This is a genomic window from Tahibacter sp., from assembly GCF_032229445.1.
Classification (GTDB): domain Bacteria; phylum Pseudomonadota; class Gammaproteobacteria; order Xanthomonadales; family Rhodanobacteraceae; genus Tahibacter.
The window spans coordinates 14,906-35,246 of the sequence record NZ_JAVTWC010000106.1 but is presented as its reverse complement, the minus strand read 5'-3'; the positions used below and the strand labels follow the sequence as shown (position 1 = coordinate 35,246).

15 protein-coding genes and 1 pseudogene are annotated in these 20,341 nt (G+C 66.4%); 4 read left to right on the top strand and 12 right to left on the bottom strand.

What is annotated here, in order from left to right:
• Both RUU78_RS19290 and RUU78_RS19285 read left to right on the top strand, forming a co-directional pair.
• The coding region (locus RUU78_RS19290; protein WP_313919229.1) for a hypothetical protein at positions 1 to 256 on the top strand (256 nt) is incomplete at its 5' end.
• Positions 257 to 429: 173 nt separating this feature from the next.
• On the top strand, positions 430 to 4,770 hold the full coding sequence (locus RUU78_RS19285) for a DEAD/DEAH box helicase (protein WP_313919227.1): 4,341 nt from the start codon (positions 430 to 432) through the stop codon (positions 4,768 to 4,770).
• Positions 4,771 to 4,860: 90 nt separating this feature from the next.
• Here RUU78_RS19285 and RUU78_RS19280 read toward each other — a convergent pair whose 3' ends face one another.
• Positions 4,861 to 6,606 carry a tetratricopeptide repeat protein gene (locus RUU78_RS19280; protein ID WP_313919225.1) on the bottom strand — a complete coding sequence of 582 codons (1,746 nt, stop codon included), beginning with the start codon at positions 6,604 to 6,606 and terminating at the stop codon, positions 4,861 to 4,863.
• Positions 6,607 to 6,982: 376 nt separating this feature from the next.
• Here RUU78_RS19280 and RUU78_RS19275 point away from each other — a divergent pair, with 376 nt between their 5' ends.
• Positions 6,983 to 7,465 (top strand): DUF4440 domain-containing protein, encoded by a 483-nt coding sequence (locus tag RUU78_RS19275; RefSeq protein ID WP_313919223.1) that lies wholly within the window; start codon positions 6,983 to 6,985, stop codon positions 7,463 to 7,465.
• Between the two features lie 340 nt (positions 7,466 to 7,805).
• On the opposite strand, the gene RUU78_RS19270 is transcribed toward RUU78_RS19275, so the two are convergent.
• The 9 genes and pseudogenes from RUU78_RS19270 to RUU78_RS19230 all read right to left on the bottom strand — a co-directional run bounded on the left by RUU78_RS19270 (position 7,806) and on the right by RUU78_RS19230 (position 17,593).
• Complete coding sequence (locus RUU78_RS19270; protein ID WP_313919222.1) at positions 7,806 to 8,870, bottom strand: DUF5694 domain-containing protein; 1,065 nt, start codon at positions 8,868 to 8,870, stop codon at positions 7,806 to 7,808.
• Positions 8,871 to 8,993: 123 nt separating this feature from the next.
• A pseudogene (locus RUU78_RS19265) lies at positions 8,994 to 9,819 on the bottom strand (alpha/beta hydrolase).
• A 90-nt stretch (positions 9,820 to 9,909) separates the two neighbouring features.
• Positions 9,910 to 10,605, bottom strand: coding sequence for a hydrolase (locus RUU78_RS19260; protein WP_313919220.1), 696 nt, complete (start codon positions 10,603 to 10,605; stop codon positions 9,910 to 9,912).
• Positions 10,606 to 10,943: 338 nt separating this feature from the next.
• Complete coding sequence (locus tag RUU78_RS19255; RefSeq protein ID WP_313919218.1) at positions 10,944 to 11,216, bottom strand: hypothetical protein; 273 nt, start codon at positions 11,214 to 11,216, stop codon at positions 10,944 to 10,946.
• On the bottom strand, positions 11,213 to 12,148 hold the full coding sequence (locus tag RUU78_RS19250; RefSeq protein ID WP_313919217.1) for an alpha/beta hydrolase: 936 nt from the start codon (positions 12,146 to 12,148) through the stop codon (positions 11,213 to 11,215). The genes RUU78_RS19255 and RUU78_RS19250 overlap by 4 nt, the downstream gene beginning before the upstream one ends.
• A gap of 168 nt (positions 12,149 to 12,316) precedes the next feature.
• Positions 12,317 to 15,142 (bottom strand): two-component regulator propeller domain-containing protein, encoded by a 2,826-nt coding sequence (locus tag RUU78_RS19245; RefSeq protein ID WP_313919216.1) that lies wholly within the window; start codon positions 15,140 to 15,142, stop codon positions 12,317 to 12,319.
• A gap of 437 nt (positions 15,143 to 15,579) precedes the next feature.
• Entirely contained in the window at positions 15,580 to 16,209 is a 630-nt protein-coding gene (locus tag RUU78_RS19240) for a response regulator transcription factor (RefSeq protein WP_313919215.1), read from the bottom strand.
• Between the two features lie 76 nt (positions 16,210 to 16,285).
• Positions 16,286 to 16,441 (bottom strand): hypothetical protein, encoded by a 156-nt coding sequence (locus tag RUU78_RS19235; protein ID WP_313919213.1) that lies wholly within the window; start codon positions 16,439 to 16,441, stop codon positions 16,286 to 16,288.
• Positions 16,442 to 16,759: 318 nt separating this feature from the next.
• Complete coding sequence (locus RUU78_RS19230; protein WP_313919211.1) at positions 16,760 to 17,593, bottom strand: helix-turn-helix domain-containing protein; 834 nt, start codon at positions 17,591 to 17,593, stop codon at positions 16,760 to 16,762.
• Positions 17,594 to 17,684: 91 nt separating this feature from the next.
• On the opposite strand from RUU78_RS19230, the gene RUU78_RS19225 reads away from it, so the two are divergent.
• Positions 17,685 to 18,206: a DUF3224 domain-containing protein gene (locus tag RUU78_RS19225; RefSeq protein ID WP_313919209.1), complete on the top strand. Its 522-nt coding sequence runs from the start codon at positions 17,685 to 17,687 to the stop codon at positions 18,204 to 18,206.
• 229 nt (positions 18,207 to 18,435) lie between these two features.
• Here RUU78_RS19225 and RUU78_RS19220 read toward each other — a convergent pair whose 3' ends face one another.
• Both RUU78_RS19220 and RUU78_RS19215 read right to left on the bottom strand, forming a co-directional pair.
• Positions 18,436 to 18,981, bottom strand: coding sequence for a DUF4288 domain-containing protein (locus tag RUU78_RS19220; protein WP_313919206.1), 546 nt, complete (start codon positions 18,979 to 18,981; stop codon positions 18,436 to 18,438).
• A complete protein-coding gene (locus RUU78_RS19215; RefSeq protein ID WP_313919204.1) occupies positions 18,978 to 20,312 on the bottom strand; it encodes a hypothetical protein in 1,335 nt (444 codons plus the stop codon). Before RUU78_RS19215 ends, RUU78_RS19220 begins: the two co-directional genes overlap by 4 nt.
• Positions 20,313 to 20,341 lie beyond the last annotated feature (29 nt).

Genomic DNA, 20,341 nt, shown 5'->3' with positions numbered 1-20,341 from the left:
TAACGACACCAACGCACTCGCGTTCTTGATCTCCGGAATAGCGGGGCAGCTTCACACCATTTGGAGCAGGCGTCGCCTGGTCGGATTTCTCTGGTTGGTGGATGGCACCATTTGGAGCAGATGGCACCATTTGGAGCACTGGTTGGTGGATGGCACCATTTGGAGCATTTGGTGTTTGGTGCTGATTGGTGGATGGCACCATTTGGTGCCATTTGGAGCACGTCATTGCCCGGTTGAAGTTCGGCAGGAAGGATGACGCTTGGCGGATCGGCACAAACGGCAGACGGGGATTCTGTGCAATGGGTCGAACTCTCAAGACTGGGGTGATGGCCCGGCGTCATGCAGCCGCCTTCGGTTGATGCGTCGAGCTACGAGCCTCATATCCACTGCTTCGCCTATCCTCGGCCCCGCTCCCGCGAGCATCAGCCCATGCCCCTGGCCCACTTCCACCCCGCCGTAGCCCGCTGGTTCGAACGAACCTTCCCCCGCCCCACGCCCGCGCAGCGCGCCGCGTGGCCGGCGATCCGCGCCGGCAGAAATACCTTGGTCGCCGCGCCGACTGGTTCCGGCAAGACACTCACAGCCTTCCTCGCCGCCCTGGACGAGCTGGTCCGACGCGGCCTCGAACAAGGCGGTCTTCCCGATGAGACCGCCGTCGTCTATATCTCGCCGCTCAAGGCGCTATCCAACGACATCCGCCTGAACCTCGAGGCGCCGCTCGCCGGCATTCGCGAGGAGTTGGCCGCGCTGTGCTTGCCCGACGTCGAGATCCGCACGGCTGTGCGCACGGGCGATACGCCTGCGGCGGAGCGGCAGAAGGCGTTCCGGAAGCCGCCGCATATCGTCGTGACGACCCCGGAATCGCTATATGTGCTGCTGGGTTCGGCGTCGGGTCGCAGTTTGCTGTCGACTGTGCGCACGGTCATCGTCGATGAGATCCACGCGGTCGCGGCGAGCAAGCGCGGCAGTCATCTGGCGTTGTCGCTCGAGCGTCTGCAGGCGCTGTGCGCACAACCGCTCGTGAGGGTCGGGCTGTCGGCGACGCAGAAGCCGATCGGGGCGGTCGCGCAGTTTCTCGTCGGTGCCGGCGATGGCGTTACGCTGCCGGATTGCGAGATCGTCGACATCGGCTACGGCAAGCAGCGCGATCTCGCGCTGGAATTGCCGCCGACACCACTAGGCGCGGTGATGTCGAACGACCAGTGGGAACAGGTCTACGACCGCGTCGCCGACCTCGTGCGCGAGCATTCGACCACGCTGGTGTTCGTCAATACGCGGCGCATGGCGGAACGCGCCGCGCGGCATCTCGGCGAACGGCTCGGCAAAGAGGTGGTCGCTGCGCATCACGGCAGTCTTTCGCGCGAACTGCGCCTCGACGCGGAACAGCGGCTCAAGCGCGGCGAGCTGCGCGTGCTCGTGGCAACGGCTTCGCTGGAACTGGGCCTGGACATCGGTGATGTGAACCTCGTCTGCCAACTCGGCACGCCGCGCTCGATTGCCGCGTTCCTGCAGCGTGCGGGACGCTCGGGCCATGCGGTCGGCGGCGTGCCGAAGGCGCGGCTGTTTCCACAGTCGCGCGATGAACTCGTCGAATGCGCCGCTTTGCTGGATTGCGTGCGGCGTGGCGAACTCGATGCGCTGCGCATCCCGGTCGCGCCGCTCGATGTGCTGGCCCAGCAGATCGTGGCCGAGACCGCGAGCCGCGAGTGGGACGAGGACGAACTGTACGCGCTGGTGCGGCGCGCTTCGCCGTATGCGGCGCTGAGCCGCGCCGATTATGCCGCCGTCGTACGCATGCTCGCTGACGGCTTCACCACGCGCCGTGGCGCGCGCGCCGGCTATGTGCATCGCGACGCCGTGCACAAGCGCCTGCGCGAACGCAAGGGCGCGCGCATGACCGCGCTGATGTCCGGCGGCACGATTCCCGATACCGGCGACTATGCGGTGATCCTGGAGCCCGAGGCCCACACTGTCGGCACGGTGAACGAGGACTTCGCGATCGAGAGCCTTTCCGGGGACGTGTTCCAGCTCGGCAATACCAGTTATCGCATCCTGCGCGTCGAACCCGGCCGCGTGCGCGTCGAGGACGCCAAGGGCGTTCCGCCGAACATTCCGTTCTGGCTCGGCGAAGCGCCTGGTCGCAGCGACGAGCTGTCGTTCGGTGTATCGCGCCTGCGAGAAACGGTCGCTGCGGCGATCGACGATGGCGGTGCGACCGCCGCCATGCACTGGCTCACGCAGGAACCCGGCCTGGACGAAGAAGCGGCGCGGCAGATCACCGACTATCTCGGCAAGGCAATTACGGTACTCGGTACGTTGCCGACGCAGTCGCGCATCGTGCTCGAACGGTTCTTCGACGAATCCGGCGGCACGCAGCTGATCGTCCATTCGCCGTTCGGCAGCCGGGTGAATCGCGCCTGGGGCCTGGCCCTGCGCAAGCGCTTCTGCCGCCAGTTCAATTTCGAACTGCAGGCGGCGGCGACCGAAGACGCCATCATCCTGTCGCTGTCGACCACCCATAGCTTCCCGCTGCTCGATGTTTCGCGCTACCTGCACTCGGCCACGGCACTCGATGTACTGGTGCAGGCGCTGCTCGATGCGCCGCTGTTCGGCGCGCGCTGGCGCTGGAACGCGACAACGGCGCTCGCGCTGCCGCGCTTCGTCGGTGGACGCAAGGTCGCGCCGCAGCTGCAGCGCATGAAGTCCGAAGACCTGTTGGCCACCGTGTTTCCCGACCAGGTCGCGTGTCAGGAAAATCTCGTCGGCGAGCGCGAGATTCCCGATCATCCGCTGGTCGCGCAGACCTTGCACGACTGCCTGCACGAGGCCATGGATGCCGACGGTTGGCTGCAGCTGCTGCGACGGCTGGAAAGCGGCGAGATCGCGGTGGTCGCGCGCGACCTGCCGGCGCCGTCGCCGCTCGCGGCCGAAATCATCAACGCGCGACCGTACGCGTTCCTCGACGACGCACCGCTCGAGGAACGGCGCACGCAGGCGGTGCAGAACCGCCTGTATCGCGAAGCCGAGTCGGCCGACGAACTCGGCCGGCTCGACGCGGCCGCGATCGACGCGGTGCGCGAGGAAGCCTGGCCGCAGCCGCGCAACGCCGATGAAATGCATGAGTCGCTGACCGGCATCGGCGTCGTCACCGACGGTGAGGTGGACGTCAACCCAGGCTGGCGCGACTGGCTGCAGGCACTGGCCACCGACGGCCGCGCGACCCGCATTGTCCCCGATGCGCTTTCGTCCACACGAATACTTTGGGTCGCGACGGAACAGGTGCCGTTGCTGCGTACGTTGTTTCCCGCGGCGGCCTGCATGCCCGAGGTCGACGTGCCGGAGGAATACGCGCAGGCCGAGTGGTCGCGCGAAACGGCCCTGCGCGAGCTGCTGCGCGCGCGCCTGGGGAGCCTGGGACCGACCCAGGTGACGGTGTTGGCACAATCGCTCGCACTGGCGACAGCGGAAATCGACATCGCATTGCTGGCACTGCAGGGCGAAGGCTACGTCATGCAAGGCCGCTTCACGCCGGACGCCGCTGCGGTCGAGTGGTGCGAGCGACATCTGCTCGCGCGCATCCACCGCTATACGCTCAAGCAGTTGCGCCGCGAGATCGAACCGGTTTCGCCGCGGGACTTCCAGCGATTCCTGTTCGACTGGCAGCACCTCAGCGACGGCGAACGCGCGCGCGGACCGGAAGCGCTCGCGGGGGTGCTCGGACAGCTCGAAGGCTTCGAGGCGCCGGCGGTCGCGTGGGAGGCGGACCTGCTGCCTGCACGCGTACGCGACTATTCGATCACCTGGCTGGATGAATTGTGCACGGCAGGTCGCACCTTGTGGACGCGGCTGCGGCCGAACGCCGGCGACGGGGCAGGGCGCGGCAATGCCTCGCTGCGTAGCACGCCGATCCTGCTGCTGCCGCGGCGGACTGCGCCGATGTGGACACGCCTTGCATCGCGCACCGACGAGGTCACGGATCCGGATTCGCGCGCGCAGAAGGTCGTGGACTATCTCGACGAACACGGTGCGTCGTTCTTCGACGAGATCGCCGATGGCACGCGTCTGCTGCGTACCGAACTCGAAGATGCGCTCGCCGCGCTCGTCGTGCGTGGCCGCGCGCAGTGCGACAGTTTCGGCGGATTGCGTGCGCTGCTCGTGCCTGCGTCGAAGCGCGACGGCGCGAGCTCGCGCCAGCGCCGTCGCAAGCCCGCGCTGTTCGGCATTCGCGATGCGGGGCGCTGGGCGCTGATCCGCGTGCCGACACAGCCGGCGCAAGCCGAGGAACTCGAACACGCCGCGCGCGTGCTGCTGCGCCGCTACGGGGTGATCTGCTGGCGCCTGCTCGAGCGCGAGGCCGCGTGGCTGCCGCCCTGGCGCGATCTGGTACGCATCTACCAGCGCCTCGAGGCGCGTGGAGAAATCCGCGGCGGGCGCTTCATCACCGGCATGCCGGGCGAGCAGTTCGCGCTGCCCGAGGCCGTCGCGACGATGCGCCGCGTGCGCCGCGAGGCGACGAGCGGCCAATGGATCGTCGTAGCCGCGACCGATCCGGCCAACCTGCTCGGCAGCGTGCTTCCCGGCGACAAGGTCGCGCGCGTACCCGGCCATCGCGTGCTGTACCGCGACGGTTTGCCGATCGCGGTGCTGGCAGCGGGGGAGGTGGCTTTTCTCGAAACGCTGGCGACGGAAGATCAGCAGAAAGCGATGCGCGTGCTACGCGGGCTCGAACCGGCTTTTGCTGGCATGCCGGGTCTGAGTCCGCTGCATTGACCGGCTTCGGGCGATGTATCGCCCGAAGCCGCACGTGTTTCAACCGATGGCACATTGCGCCGCGTCTCCGGCGCGGCGTGCGCGCGTGCTTCAGCCGTTGACCGCGCTTTCCTCGCGGTCAGGCGCGAGCTCGACGAGCTTGCGACGGATTTTCGCGGCGAAGCGGTCGTAGTGGCCGCCAAGCATCGTGCGCAGTTCGCCGTCGGCGACATAGCCGATGGATTGCCGGTATGCGCGCTTGATGGCCTGTCCGCGACGGATGTTCGCCTCGATGCCGGCCAGGTCGGTCGCCGGCAGCGCGCGCGCGTGCGGATGTGCCTGCATGTAGGTCGCGACACGCTGGCGATGCCGCGCCACGAGCGCTGCGACGGCGGTACTGCGCGGCAACCGTTCGATGTCGATCGCATCGCCATAACCGAATGGTGAGAGGTTCTCATACTGCGTCATGAGGAAACCGCCGTCGTCGAACAGCGTGGTGCATTCGGTCATCGCGTGGGTCTTCCACTTTCCCGTCACTGCCAGCAGCAGGAAAGCCACGAATCCGGGCCACTTCGGTTTCAGCGCAAACGTATCGACCGTGGTTGCGCCGCTGTCGTCGGCGTAGAAACCCAGCAGGGTGCGCTGCCCGAGCGTGCGCGTCATGCCCACAGCCTCGGCGTCGGCGAGGTGCCGGAATCCTGTCGCTGCGAGCGCCTTGCGCTGTCGCGCCGCGTAGTTGCGCTGGAAGGCCGGAAACGTCGCGCTGTCGACGGCGACGAGTCCGGGGGCGTCCTCGTAGGCGACGTTGAGGATCTGCTCGGCGATATTCGCGGCCATCAGATCGTCGGGCGATTCCGGCACGCGCGCGGCCACTGCCTCGCTGACCGTCTTGCCCTTGCGCACGGCGCGGGCCGCGCCGAGCAGCGCGGTCGCCGCGGTGTCGTCATCCTGGTTGCGGTCGCCTGCCGCGACCAGGCTTTCCAGCAGCGAGGCCATCTGATCGCGTTCGCCGGCGCCATTGTTTTCGGAGCGCGCGCGCGCGTCCAGCACATAGGGGCGTTGGGGGGCGTCGGCCGGCAGCCGTTCCAGCGCCAGGTCGTACTGCGTGAGTGCCTCGTCGAAGCGCCCGAGGTTGTGCAGCACTTTCGCTGCCTTGAGGTGATAGCGATGCGTACCGTCGAGCTGTGCGCATTGCGTGAACTCGCGCAGTGCCGCCTCCAGTTCGGTGCGCAGGTACTTCATGCCGCTGAAGGTCGTGACGCATACGTCGTCCGGTGCATCGTCCGGCACCTGCATGGCGCGAAGCTCGTGGATCTCCGCGCGCGCGGCACGGAACTCCATGCGGTCGGGCTCCAGCGCGATCGCGCGTTCGAGCCAGGCATCGGCCTGCGGATCGGACGCCGTCCAGTCGCCGTCCGCTGACTGCCGCAGCAATTGCGACAGCGCGAAACAGGCATCGGCCAGCGACGGATCGAGCGTGAGCGCGCGCTGCAGCTGGGCGATGTGCCGACGACGCTGTTCGGCATTCCGGCGTTCGAGTTCGGCCGTCTGCGCTGGCGTCGGATCTTCGTCCTGCTCGTCCTCGTGGTCCTCGTCAGGCGCGTCGCGGCTCCACTCCAGCGCCACCTGCCTGACCAGAGCCGGCGCGTGATCGGGCTGCAGCGACAGCACGGTGTCGACGCTCAGCAATGCGTCCCGATACCGTTCGAGCTTTTCGAGGCAGTTCGCGCGATACCACAGTAGCGACGCGACCTGCGGATGCGCGGCGATCACCGCATCGATGTGAGCCAGCGCGCGAGCGTAGTCCCGCTCGCGCCAGGCCGACTTGAACGCTTCAAATTGCGGATGCTGTGGCATAACCCCTGATTCCCTGACCGTGTCGATGATGTGCGCCGCGACGGGCTGATGCCTGATGCATCCGCACCGCGGCGGCACGTTGCCGGCCCGCGCCGGCATCGGTCAGAGCCTACCGTTTCGCCCGTGGACGTTGAAGGAGTCGAGTCCGGCGCCGGCGCCGGAGCGGGGGAGGTCTTGCCCCGTGGCGCGATCACCGCTACTGCCACGGGTGTTCTTTGCACTTTGTCCACATGGCGCTCATAGTCCGCACCGGCAGCTCTGGGGCGCTGTCAGGACACCGGAGTGCCTCGTCGGCCGCTCGCCGCAACGGCCGAATGTGGCGTGGATGTCGCCCCGTCCTTTCCGCGGCTCACCCCTTCATTGCCAGGAGCGTTTCATGAAGACGATGTCCTTGGTCTGGCTTGTCATCGCAACTTCCCTAGTCGGCTGTGCGGGCAATCCGGTTGCGGGCGACCCCGCATCCGGCGCGCGCCGCGAGTCCTGCAAGCCCACGTCGGAACGGGAGATCGCGGCGCTGTTCGATCGTTGGAACGCGTCATTGCAGACGGGCGACCCGCGTCGCGTGGCCGACAATTACGCTGAGCCCTCGATTTTGCTGCCCACGCAATCCTATGCGGTGCGCGTGACGCGGGCGGAGAAGGAAGCCTATTTCACCGACTTCCTGCGCAAAAGACCTTTCGGAACCATCGGCGACCCGCGCCAGATCGAAATCGGCTGCAATCGCGCCGTCGACTCGGGGCTCTACAGCTTCCGGTTTTCCCCCACCGACGAAGTGATCCTGGCCCGGTATACCTACGCCTACCGCTGGACCGGCAAGGAATGGCTGATCACGAGCCACCATTCCTCGGTTGTGCCGTAGGGCAATCAGCGAGGCCCGGCTCTGCCGGCGAGGCGTTAGGGATCCTCTGAACAAGTCGATATTTGCATTTGATTCTGGAGCCCCCTTGAGTCAAGGGCGGTGAAGAGTGATCGCTCAGAACCGAAGGTTCTGATCACTCTGAACGCCCAACGGGCCGGACCGGCCAAATGCCTGCGTAGCAGGCGTTTGGCGGGGTTGTGGAGATCTGGTGCTGAGTACAAGAGCGATAGTTCCAGGACTTGTTCAGAGCTTCCTTAGATCAGACCGTTGCCGCCGGCGGTGCTGCTGCGCGCGCCGGCGGTGACGGTTTCCCGTCATTTCAGTTTCCTATTCCCGTTTCTCATTCCAGTTTTTTGGCGGCATCGACGATATCCACGCCCTGCATCTGTCCGAGCAGGCTGTCGAACCACGGTTTGTGCGAGCTGCCGACGATGGCGAGTACGTTGGCCCCGGGCTTTTCGCCGAACGCGACGCGGACATTGGCGACCATGCGCAGGTTGCGCGCTTCCCAGCCGGCGACGTAGTAGCGGCCGTAGTGCTGCGGCGAGGGATCTCTCAACGCCAGGCCGAAGTCGTTCTCGATCGCGGTGCGCAGCACATCGGGTTGGTTGGCGAAGCGATACAGCGCGAGCAGGTCGTTGCCGTTGAACAGCTGGTCCTGGCGCGCGCGATTGGCCTTGGCTTTTTCGCTGGCGGTAGCCCAGGCCGCCTGGACCGCGGCGGCATAGGCTTCCGAGTCGCCGACGTGAACGTTGTCGCCGGTGTGATCGTCGACCGCGTAGACGCGCTGCAGTCCGAGCCGCGCCGCGAGTCGCGCGCCGACGCTGTAGCTCTCGTTGTTGCTGACGGCCAGCTTTTCCAGCCGGGCGACCAGCGCGGTGTCGAGACCGTCGCCGGCGTGGCGCTCGCTCGCCGGCAATTGCAGCCATTGCACCAGCGCCGAGGCGTGCTCGCCAGCGGCGAGGAAGTTCGCCGACAGGCGCCGGCGCTGCGCCGGTGTCGGCTTCGCCGGCCAATCCCGCAGGGTCTTGCGGTATTCGGCGATGGCTGCCGGTACCTCCAGTCCGGTCGCCGTTTTGGCCTGCTCGGTGCTGGCGCAGTACGGACCTACGTCCTCGGGCAGATACACCGCGGGATGCCGCGCGACCAGATCGCACTGTTCGCCGCCGATGCTTTCGATGGTGACGATATCCGGCTTGAACGCGGCGAGCCGGTCGAGCAGCGGCTGCAGCTGCTCCGGCGTGAGGCCCGTCTTGATCCCGGACAGATGCGGCGATCCCAGCACCAGCACGTGCGTGCGCGGCCCGGGCATGTCGGTATCGAGGGCCGGCAGCGGATGTTGCGCGTGCGCCCCGAAAGTCGCCAGGACGAGTGACAGACCGAGTGCTGCGTGACGCAGGTGCATGGGGTGCTCCGGATCGGGTGGGTGAGATCCGTTACGGATGCACGACGGGCGCGGCGGGTTTAAGGACCGGTGGCCGATGAGACCGCGCGAGCGGCGGGCGACGCTGTCGCCCGCCGCGTCGGGTCATTGCGTGATGAAGGTGAGCAGGTCGGCGTTGAGCTGATCGGCATGCGTGCTGGCCAGGCCATGCGGCGCGCCCGGATAGATTTTCAGGACGCCTTTCGGCAGCAGTTTCGACGACAGCCTTGCCGACGCATCGATCGGCACGATCTGATCGTCGTCGCCGTGGATCACCAGCGTCGGGATGTCGATCTTGCTCAGATCGTCCGTGTAGGTCGATCTCGGAGAACTGCCTGATGCAGTCGTACTGCCCCTTGAGGCTGCCGGCGACGCCCTGTAGCCAGAACGAATCGATCAGACCCTGGGACCGCTTCGCATCCGGACGGTTGAAGCCGTAGAACGGACCGGCAGCGAGATCCCTGAAGAATTGCGAGCGGTCGGCGAGGGTGCCGGCGCGGATGGCGTCGAACACCTCGATCGGCAGGCCGCCGGGATTGGACGCGGTCTTGAGCATCAGTGGCGGCACTGCGCCGACCAGCACCGCCTTGCGGACGCGCGCGGTGCCATGACGGCCGAGGTAGTGCGTCACTTCGCCACCGCCGGTGGAATGGCCGACCAGGATCGCGTCGGTCAGTTCCAGTGTGTCTATCAGCTCGGCGAGGTCGTCGGCGTAGGTGTCCATATCGTTTCCGTTCCACGGCTGCGAGGAACGTCCGTGACCGCGCCGGTCGTGGGCGATGGTGCGGTAGCCGTGGTGGGCGAGGAACATCATCTGTACCTCCCACGCGTCGCCGCTCAGCGGCCAGCCGTGGGAGAACACGACGGGCTGGCCGGTGCCCCAGTCCTTGTAGAAAATCTGCGTGCCGTCTTTGGTCGTGATCGTGCTCATGGCGTTTCCTTGTGGGGCGAAGGGTGTCGTGACTGACGTGCGTGCCGTGCGAGGCAAGGTACCGCGCTCGTTGTAGTGCGTTCGTCGCGATCAGGCCGTTTCGACCAGGGCATACGGCGCGACCGCCGTCGGCGCGGCGCCATGCACCATCGTGTAGGCGTACTCGACGCCGACGCCGTAGGCGCCGCAGTGCGTCTTCACGAGATCCATCACCGCCTCGTAGGTTTCCTTGTGTGCCCAGTCGCGCTGCCATTCCAGCAGCACTGACAGAGCGGTCACCGGTCGAGCGCCGGCCTGCACGACGCGCTTCATCGAATTGTCATGCGCGAGCAGACTGACGTCGCCGCAGCAGTCCTCCGCGACGTAGACCGTGTAGCCGTCGTGGATCATCTGAATCGTCGGCAGCGCCACACAGGTCTCGGTCCACAGTCCCGCGACGACGATGTGGCGGCGCCCGGTCTTCTTCACGGCCGCGACGAAGTTCGTGTCGTCCCAGGAATTCATGCTGGAGCGCTCGATCGGTGCCTGAGCCGGATCGATCGCCTGCAGCTGCGGCAGGAGGTTGCCGCTGAACGCCCTGGATTCGACGGTGGAAAGGATCAGTGGAACGCCGAAGATTCTCGCCGCCTTCGCCAGCACGAGGTTGTTGTTGATGATGCTCTGGCGGTCGTGGCTGGCGACGCCGAAGATCATCTGCGGCTGGATGTCGATGAAGACGACGGCGCAGTTGTCCGGGGTGAGCAGGCTTTTTTCGCTACGCGGAGCAAGACGGCGCGTGGGTGACATGGAAAATCTCCTGGTGCGGCGACGGAAGCGGGGCGGGTTGCCGTGCCGGTTCTGCAGTGAACCTGCGAGCAGCCGGCATCGGGGTGCGGCAGACGGCGGTGTGTATCCAATGCACGTGGTCGGGTTGGCCTACCGGGCTGGCAACGGTGTATCGCGTGGGTTTTCGTAGTCCGTTGCGGTAGGTCCGAAACCGGAAATCTGGATACTCGCGCCTGAGTCGCCGGTTCTCGCGAAATGCGGCTGATGCGGTGGTTCGGTATAGAAGCTGCCGGGAGGCAGGGTTTTCAGCGCGGACTCGTCGAAGTGCGTGCCGTAGCCGAACTGCCATGCGCCGGCCACTACCGTCGCGACGCGATCGTCCGGATGCGAATGCGCCTGGATGTGGTGCGGGGTGGTACGCGCAGCAGGATGGTGTAGAGCCCGGACTTCGACGGATCGCCCTTCAGTACGACGGTTTCGATACCGCTGACGCCAGAACTTCCGGTGCCGGGTCCGTCCGCGACGCGGGCGTCGATCTCTGTCGCGGTGAGCCGTTCGCGTGAAGGTACGCCGGGCGCCGGAGCGGCAGCCGGCATCAGCAGGACGAAGAGCGCAATGCCAAGACCGTTCATGGTGTCGCCTCGCGCCACCGGGTCAGGAAGTCGACCAGTTGCGGGATGACCTGTTGCGGCGCTTCTTCCATCAGCCAGTGTCCTGAGCCCTTGACGATGACCCCCTCGACGTTGGCAGCGACCACGCGTGCCTGGTCGATGAGGAACCCGCCGCCGGCTTTCTCGCCGCTCAGGACCAGCATCGGCATCGCCAGTTTTTTCGCCGACAGCGCCGCGAAGTCGGCCGCGTCCTGCTCGAACGCCTTGAAGTATTCGAAGCCCGCGCGCATGCCGCCGGGCTGTGCGTAGGCTTTCGCGTAGAACTGCCGGTCGGCCTCGGGCAGCGAGTGCTTCGGATCCGCGGCGAAGTCGTTCCAGAAGTGTTCGAAGTAGATGCGTTCGCGGCCGTCGACGAGCTTGAGCGGGGTCTCGCCGTGGAAATGGAAATGCCACAGGTCGCGCAGCAGCCACACGTGCGTCCAGTCGCCGATGCCAGGCAGGAACGCGTCCATGAGCACGACGCTGTCGGTCTCGTCGGGATACTGCGCGGCATAGGCGTAGGCCACCATCAGGCCGATGTCGTGGCCGACCACGTTCACGCGGTCGATGTTCAGTGACTGCACCAGTGCGTGGATGTCCTGTGCCATGGCCTTCTTGGTGTAACCGGCCTGCGGTTTTTCCGAATCGCCGGCACCGCGAAGGTCGGGTGCGATCACGGTATGCGTCCTGGCCAGTTCAGCCATCAGCGGGAGCCACATGCGGCTTGTCTGCGCGTAGCCGTGGAGCAGGATAACGGCCGGTCCGCTGCCGTCGCGCAGGTAGTGCAGATTTACCCCGTTGACCATCGCATGGCTGCTCGCCGGATGCGGAGCCGCGTAGGCAGGGAGTTGGACGGCCGCAACGATCAGTGCGGTGCGGGCAAGTCGGGTCAGCAGGGTCGCAAGCGATTTCAAGACAATCTCCTCGACGGGCGTGGAACGGAGCATGCGATGTCGCGGCTGATAGGGTCGCGACGCACTTCGTCGATGAAGAATATGGAAGTGTAAAAGTGTCAGGAACGCACATTGCTGCAGTAGCCGGCCTGCACTTTTCTGCAGGTCCGGCCCGACGTCCGGACCGGATCACCCGTGGCCGGACGTGTCCCCTGGCTCACGCCAGGCCTGCCATGCCTTTCTCAGCCGGGGCCAGCGCCGCGCACGTGCGGCGTGGAAGATGGCATTGCCCGGAACGACGAGGGTGATCTCCGTTCCGGCACCGGCGGTGCTCGCGATCGTCAGTGCCGCACCGATCCGGTTCGCTCGCTCCCGCATGCCGTGAAGGCCGAAATGTCCCTGCTTGGTCCACGCCGTCGCCGTGTCCATGCCCACACCGTTGTCCGCGACCTGAAGCGACAGATGGTCCGTCGCGTAGCGCAGGGTCACCACCACCCGCATCGCCTGTGAATGCGCACAGGCGTTGCGAATCGCCTCGTAGCCGATCCGATAGACCTCGTCCCGGACGATGGGGTGCATGTCCAGCGCCGGACCGTCGACGGACAGCAGTACCTCGGGTGTGCCGTGGAGGGCGCAGTCCTTGCTCGCGCGCCGGAAGCTCTCGGCAAGATCGTTGGTTTGCGTCGTGGAGACGCGCAGGGAATTCAGCGCCTCGCGGCCTTCGCGGACGGCCTCACCGAGCCACACGGACAGGCGCTTCATGGCCTGCTGAAGCCGCTCGAAATCGGTGGCCTCGAGCGCATCGTCCGCCACCATCTTGCTGCCCTGGATGGTCTGCAGCAGGGTGTCGTGGAGCTCCCGCGCCAATCGCGTGCGCTCGGCCAGGCGCTCGTCGAAGCGGGCATGCACCCGTTCCGCGATCTGCCGCACACGCCACTGGTAGGTGAGCGCGAGCGCCAGGACACCCAGCACAAGGCAGGCAAGCCGGAACCACGCGGTCTGATACCACGCTGCCGCGACCACGAAGGTCAGCGACGTATCCGCTTCGCTCCAGGCGCCGTCGCCCCGCGTCGCGGCAAGGTCGAACCGATAGGTGCCTGCCGGAAGGTCGGTATAGAAGGCCTGCCGGCGCACGCCGGGCTCTTGCCAGCGGTCGTCCAGGCCGTGCAGACGGTAACGGAACCGGACCTTTTGCGGGACCGCCAGATGCAGCGCGGTGTAATCGATCTCTATATCGCGTGGATTGGCCGGAAGGACCACGGCGCGGTCGGGCGGATAGTGCTTTCCGTCGGCGATGATCTCCTCGATTCGCACCGGCAACGGGGATGACGGCGAGGACAGTTTCGCCGGATCGATCATCTGCAGGTTGAGGCCATTGGCAAACCACAGTCGCCCGTCCGGGCTCATCGCGGCGGGTTGGAAGGGCGCTTGCCCGGATCTCACACCGTCGAATACATCGAACACCCGGATGTCGAGCCGCGCGTCCGGTTCGCTCCACCACCGCTGCAACTCGGCTGCGGGAAGCTTCAGCAGGCCGCAACGCGCGTACAGCCAGAGGTTGCTGCCGGCGTCCAGGATGAGCGCATGCATCGCCTCGCATGGGAGGCCGTTGGCGTTCCGCAGCGTGCGCTGCACGCCGTTCTTCCAGCCTATGACGCCTTCATCCGTGGCGCCGAGCACCATCCCGTCGGGCGCTACGATCACCTGGCGTACCGGCGCCTTGCGGTCGAATATGACGGTTTGTGACTCGCCGTTGCGATTCCGCGCGAGACCACCGTTGGAAAAGCCTTGCCAGATTCCCGACTCGCGATCGGCCGCCAGCTTGGTCGGAGGACTGGGCATTTCGTCACGTGCGATGCGCTCGCGAATGCGCACCAGTTTCTTCGGAACGCGTGCCCAGACGGTGTGCTCGGCGTCTTCGACGAGGGCGTAGACGAATCCCATCGGACCGCCGTCGACTCCCGGAATCGCAACGAATGTGCCGTTCTCATGGACGTAAAGCGCCTTGTCGATGCCCACCCACACCGTGCCGGTATGGTCCTGCAGCAGCGAGGTGACCTGGTTGCCGGGCAGGCCGGCGCCGGTGCGTATCGCGGAGATAGCGTCGCCGTCGAGAATGTCCAGCGCATCAGCGCTGCCGATCCAGATCCTGCCGTCACGCGCCGCCATGACCGAATCGACCTCATCGACGCTGAGTCCCTCCCGGCGGGAGAATGTCGCCACGGGAAGATCACGGAAGCGGTCCATGCCTTCGGACGTGGACACCCACAGGTTTCCTTCCCGGTCTTCGTAGAACCAGTACACGCCATCGCCGGATAGTCCGTCGCTGGCCTTGAAGTGGTCGATCCTGTCGCCGCGCAGACGATAGATGCCCTGATCGAGCGTGCCGATCCAGAGCGTGCCGTTGCGGTCGACGAACAGGGCCTGGACCGCCAGCGCGCTGCCATCGACCGGCGACACCACTGGCTTCAACGCCCCGTGCTCCAGCCGATTAAGGCCGAGGTCCCGGCCGCGTGCATCGACACCGACCCAGACCCGATCGCGCGAGTCGCGCGCGAGCACCATCACTCCTGGTACACCTGCGCTGACTTTTGCCGAGTGAGCGACCGACGTCGACGCTTCGCCCGGCTTCCAGCGCACGACAGCCTGGTCGGTGCTGATGAGCAGTGCTCCGTCGGCGGCCTCCACGAGCGATCCGACGCAGCAGGTTTCCGCGGCCAGATCGAGGCCCTCGGCTTTTCCGTAGCACTGGATGGCGGCTGCGGAAACACGGCAGATCGACGGGCGCGCGCGCGCGGGCTGCGGCGGCGGGCTCGAGAACCAGAGCGTGCCCGCCGAGTCCAGCAGCAGCGTGCTCGCACTGCGCGACTCGTTCGGCAGTACCGTCAGTGTCTGGTTCGACCAGCGGGCCAGCCCCAGGCTCGTGCCGATCCAGAGGCTACCGTCGTCTGCCGCCGCGAGGGAATGGATACGCGGCGAAGGCAGTTGCGTGCCTTCCGGCGCCGCGAGCGGCACGAATCGCACGCCGTCGAAACGGAAGACGCCGTCCGATGTTCCGATCCACAAATAGCCATCCCTGGTCTGTGCGATCGGAAACGGCTGCGACGGAAGGTTGCCGTCGCGAATTCGCCAGGCGGTATGCCCGTACTGGGAAACCAGACGCGTCGGATCCAGCGCCCGGCAAGGAGCGGCGGCGGCCAGAAGCGCGGCCACCAGGCAAAGACGCGCTCCTGCGCTGGCGGCATTTCCGCGTGTGGACCTGCGTAGAGCGGTACTCATGGCCTGCGTCCCCACCGCAATCACGCCAGTCGGGCCGGCACTGTTTTTGGCATGCATCACAGCGGTACTCACTTCATCCAGGTTGGTGCCCGACCAGCGCAGCGGATCCCTGCGCGCAACGCGGCGCGGCCGGCTGCGCGGACCCTGCAGCCTCCCGCAGGGTCGTGTTGCGGTCAGACGTGGAGCAGGCCGCGTCGCAGCGCAATCATCACCGCGTGCGCGCGATCATTGGCCTGGAGTTTGTCCACAAGGTTGCGAATGTGGAAATTGACCGTTGTCTCCGAAATCGCGAGCGTGCCGGCAATCTGCTTGTTGCGCTGGCCGTCGCTGATCAGACGCAGCACTTCCAGCTCGCGCCGCGTCAGCTCATCCTCGCCGAGGTGCTCGGCGAGGCGCGCGGCGACATCGGGCGGAACATGCCGCCGTCCTGCATGGACGGACCGGATGATGTCGAGCAGATCGCGCTTCGGGATGCTTTTCAGAACATAAGCCGCGGCACCGGCGCGCAATGCGCGCTGGATCTCGCCATCGCTGTCGGTCGTGGTGAGCATGATGATCCGCGCGTCGGGAAATTCGCCGCGGATCGCAATCAGCGCGTCGGTGCCGTTGGTGCCCGGAAGCCGCAGATCCATGAGTGTGACATCGGGACGGTGACGGCGGAATTCGGTGATCGCGTCCAGCGCACTGCCTGCTTGCGCAATCAGCAGCATGTCGGGCTGGGAGCCGAGGATCGTGCCGAGGCCTTCGCGGAACACGGGATGATCTTCGACACTGAGAATGCGGATCCGTTGGGCAGCGTCCATGACGGTTTCCGTTGCACCGGGTCGAGAGGGATAGTAGCCAGTTTAGTTTGCCGCCGGGGACGTGCGGGCGACCGGCTCACTCCGCGGGTCGCGCCGTCACCAGATCCAGCATCGCGCGCAGGCGAGCCAGCGGACGCAGGTCGTGGTGGTAGCCGATCCAGGAGTCGCGGCCTGCCGGTTGGGCACCCAGGTCGAGGCGTTCGATACGGTCGATGCCATCGGCCAGGACCACGGGGAGTACCGCGATGCCGGCGCCGCGCGCGCACAGTTGCGCCTGGGCGTCGCGGCTGTTGCTGCGAGCACGGCAGACAGAAGCATGCCGAACCGATGCGCGAGGAGGATCACCGCGTCGCCGGGCTGGAAGACCAATTGACCCTCGCGCAGCCAGCTTGCGGCGATGCTGGAAGACGTCGTGTTCTGCGGCATCGCGTTCCGCCGTGGGCGAAAGCCCGGGATTGCATGGTTCGCCTCGACGGCGAGCGCATGCCCGCTGCGACATCCCCGGCGCGCCCGTAGGCTGTCGGCAAACGCTCCATCCAGCCGTGCTGCGCTATGGATTTCGCTGACCGTCCGGCGTGCCCACGCGTTCGGCGCGCGCGAACTCACCTGGCGAGCGCCCGACGAGCTGGCGAAAATCGCGATTGAAATGGGCCTGGTCGTAATAGCCCAGCGACAGCGCGAGTTCTGTCCAGTCCACGGCTGTGCCGGCGGCGAGGCGTTCGATCGCCTCATGCAGCCGATAGCGGTTGATGACCCACTTCGGGCTCGCGCCGACATAGTCGTTGAACAGGCGCTGCAACGCGCGCAGGCCCAGGCCGGAGCGCCCGGCCAATTCTTCGGCGGTGTTGACGGCGAGGTCGGTTGCCGCCAGCGTTACGATCCCGGCCACGCGCGCGACGGTGGGGTCGGCTGGCGGCCGATGCGCCGTCAGCAGATGCGCGGACAGCGCCACGCACGCTTCCACATCGGTGCAGGCGAGCACGTCGCGCTCGTAGGCCGTACCGTCTGCGCCGAATACCTCGGCGAAGGGCAGGGAGCGGTTCGCCAGCGGAGCGACCGGCCTGCGCAGGAACGGCCGAAAGCCGCCGGGCCGGAACTTGATGCCGAAGACGCGGCCCTGTCCAGCCAGTTCGACGGCGAAGCGCCGCGTATGCACGCCGAACAGGCCGCTGCCCGCAGCATCGACGACGGCATGCACGTTCGGGTGCGGCATCGTCTCCTGCAGGCGTGGCGGCTGCCCGCGCAGGTCCCAGCCAACGCTCCAGTAGTGCTCGACGAACGGAGCCAGCGCGTCGTCGGGCAGATAGCGGCCGTGCGTCATGTGCGACGCGTCGAGGTTGCGGCGCAGGATGCCACGCGCCGGTGCAGGTGAGGGTCTCAGCATGGGTCGGCGGCTCGCGGACGTCGCGTTTTTACAATCATCGCATGCGTGTGGTGCGGTCCAATGACGCGTACCCGTTCAGTGCGAGTCTGCCATGCGCCGTTGTTTCCGTTCGATCATCGCCATCGTCCTCGCCATTGGCGCGGCGATACCCGCGGCCAGCGCCGCTACGCTCAGCGCAAGCCCACAGGAGCATCCCATGCCCGACCCCGTCATGCCTGGACACGTCAGCGGCCGTTTCGACGTCAAGCTGATACCGCAGGACGACACGGACGATCCATCGGGCCTTGCGCGTCTGCTGCTCGACAAGACCTTCCACGGTGAACTGGATGCCACGAGCCGTGGCCAGATGCTCGGTATGCGCACCGCCGGCAACACGTCGGGCGGCTACGTTGCGATGGAGAAGGTGACCGGCACGCTGCAGGGCCGCAGCGGTTCGTTCTGGCTGCAGCACTACGGCGTGGCGAAGCGCGGCGTGAATACGCTGACGCTCGAAGTCGTGCCGGACTCGGGCACGGACGGACTGGAAGGCCTCGGCGGGGCGATGAAGATCGTGGTCAAGGACGGCGGCGCGCATTTCTACGAGTTCGACTTCGGGTTCGCCGCGAGTCGCTGAGAGCCAGGCTCGCGCCGCACGGCGACCGCGGCTTTCGCCGTCGATGCAGCCGTCGGCTCGCATGCGCCGGCCCGACCGCGTCGCTCGCCGGTGCCCGACGCACCGGTCGCCAACCGCGTCGAACTCATCGCGCCGAACACTGTCGCCGATCCGTTCGCCGCCAACGACAGTGCGACGGATGGGCCGGACGATGTCGGAGTATTTGCGGACCGGTTTGAATAGGGAACGGTCAAGCGCCCGTCTCGCCGCTCAATCGCGCCCTGATCTCGATCAGCGACCGTGTCCGCCTTCGCAGTTCACTGAGTTTCACGGGGTCGTGCTTCGCCCACATGCTCTCTGCGCCATCTTCCAGTGGCTCATAGATCGGCAGTAGCTCGGTCACGCCTTCGAACATCCATTGGACCGGGACGGCTTCCATGCCGCCCTTGTAAGGAATCGTCTCCCGGCCCGCCAGAGAAACGATCTTCCCGTAAGCCTCGTCCAGGCTTCCGGCCTGGACGATGATCGTGTTCTCCCAAGCGAGGAACTCTCCGTTGATATCGTCGTTGCCGGCGGCATCCATCTCGATGAATCGGAGCAGATAGGAACCGACGTACCAGCCAACGGGGAAATGTCTCTCGAATGTCCGGTCATTGGCATCGCCTGATTGATCCGGGCCTCCAGCCACGGCGCTCCACGTTAACCGTGGGGCCAGTTTTCCAGCAATGTGAGCCCCTGTATGGCCCGCAGCGTTGTCAGTATCGGCATCGGTCGGGTGCCGCTCGTCGTTGGTCAATCGCTACTCGCCCGCGCGATATCCTCGCGCACCGCATCGAGCGCCGGATCGCGCTTGGCAAAGTAGGCGGCGCTCGTCAGCGGCGCGGCGATCTGCGGCGCGAGGGAGACGAAGTTCACATCGACGAGCTTGTCGAGGCATTGCGGCGTCGCCGCGCAGCCGCGCTCGAGATCGAACGTTCCGTTCGTGTAGCGCAGTCCGAAATGCGAATTCGGCAGGGACACGCGACCGCCCTCGGACCAGAACGCGAGGCGGTCGCCGAGGGCATCGCCGACCACCGTCACCCGTTCACCGCCACCTCTTTTCACCGCTGCGGCTGAGATGATGCCGGCCGAATAGGTGTAGGGGCCTACGAGCAGATACGTGCGGCCAGGGGCCTTGGCCGGCAGCGTACGCATGAACGTCAGCGTCGTCAGCAGATTGCCGCCGATGTCGAAGCGCAGGTCGAGGATCAGGTGCTGCGGCGTGCGCGTTGCGATCTCCTTCTCGACGCGCGCGGTGAAATCGGCGATCGGATGGCCGGCCTCGTCTTCGTTGGTGCGGAACTGGATATATAGCGCGTCGATATCCGGCATGGTCACGGTGCGAAACGGCAGCGCCGCATCGGCCAGATACGTCGGCAGCGCATCGGGCGTGATCGCGGTTTTCCACTGGATTTCTTTGGCGATCGGTTCGGGCGACCAAAGGCGTTCCTCCTCGGCGGTCGGCGACACCGCATCGTTCTCGCTCATCCTGACGACGCGCTCGACGACCTTGCCCGAGGCGAGCCTGACCTTCAGCGCCACGCGGTCGGGCGCTTTTGCGACACCGATGGCCTGCAGCACGCCCAGCGACTCGATCAGTCCCGGCAGGTATTTCTTGCGATTGATCTCGCTGCCGCCCTGCAGCGACTTCGCGCGTGCATACAGCGCGTCCGGCGTCTGCCCTTCGATCGCGAGCACGCGCGCGCCGGCCAGATCCGCCGCCTCGCCCGTGGCGCGCGCGACGATCAGCGCATCGGGAAACCAGAGCAGGCGCAGCGGCAGGCGCGCGGCCGGCAGCGCGCGCGGATCGCGATAGCGCACACCGCTATGCGCGTTGTCGGCCAGCGCGCCGATCTGGGCGATAGCGACGAGCATTTCCGCCGCCGACAGGCTGCCGGCGCGTGCTTCGAGTTCGCTGAGCTTCGTTTGTGCAAGGGCTCGTGTGGCCGGCGTATACGCGAGTTCCTTGGGCAGATACTCGTCGCGCACCGCGGCGAAATCGGCGAGTTGCGCGGCGCGCGTGGCGCCGTCGGCGCTCGCGGTCAATGAGATCGCCAAGGAGAGAAATGTTGCTGTGAGTCTAGGCATGAGTTTTCCTGACGAACTGAAAGCGCTGA

Coding starts and splice junctions, on each gene's coding strand:
- RUU78_RS19230 (WP_313919211.1), bottom strand. CDS start 17,593: ATGCTGAGACCCTCACCTGCACCGGCGCGTGGCATCCTGCGCCGCAAC.
- RUU78_RS19270 (WP_313919222.1), bottom strand. CDS start 8,870: ATGCACCTGCGTCACGCAGCACTCGGTCTGTCACTCGTCCTGGCGACT.
- RUU78_RS19260 (WP_313919220.1), bottom strand. CDS start 10,605: ATGTCACCCACGCGCCGTCTTGCTCCGCGTAGCGAAAAAAGCCTGCTC.
- RUU78_RS19240 (WP_313919215.1), bottom strand. CDS start 16,209: ATGGACGCTGCCCAACGGATCCGCATTCTCAGTGTCGAAGATCATCCC.
- RUU78_RS19225 (WP_313919209.1), top strand. CDS start 17,685: ATGCGCCGTTGTTTCCGTTCGATCATCGCCATCGTCCTCGCCATTGGC.
- RUU78_RS19255 (WP_313919218.1), bottom strand. CDS start 11,216: ATGAACGGTCTTGGCATTGCGCTCTTCGTCCTGCTGATGCCGGCTGCC.
- RUU78_RS19280 (WP_313919225.1), bottom strand. CDS start 6,606: ATGCCACAGCATCCGCAATTTGAAGCGTTCAAGTCGGCCTGGCGCGAG.
- RUU78_RS19285 (WP_313919227.1), top strand. CDS start 430: ATGCCCCTGGCCCACTTCCACCCCGCCGTAGCCCGCTGGTTCGAACGA.
- RUU78_RS19275 (WP_313919223.1), top strand. CDS start 6,983: ATGAAGACGATGTCCTTGGTCTGGCTTGTCATCGCAACTTCCCTAGTC.
- RUU78_RS19215 (WP_313919204.1), bottom strand. CDS start 20,312: ATGCCTAGACTCACAGCAACATTTCTCTCCTTGGCGATCTCATTGACC.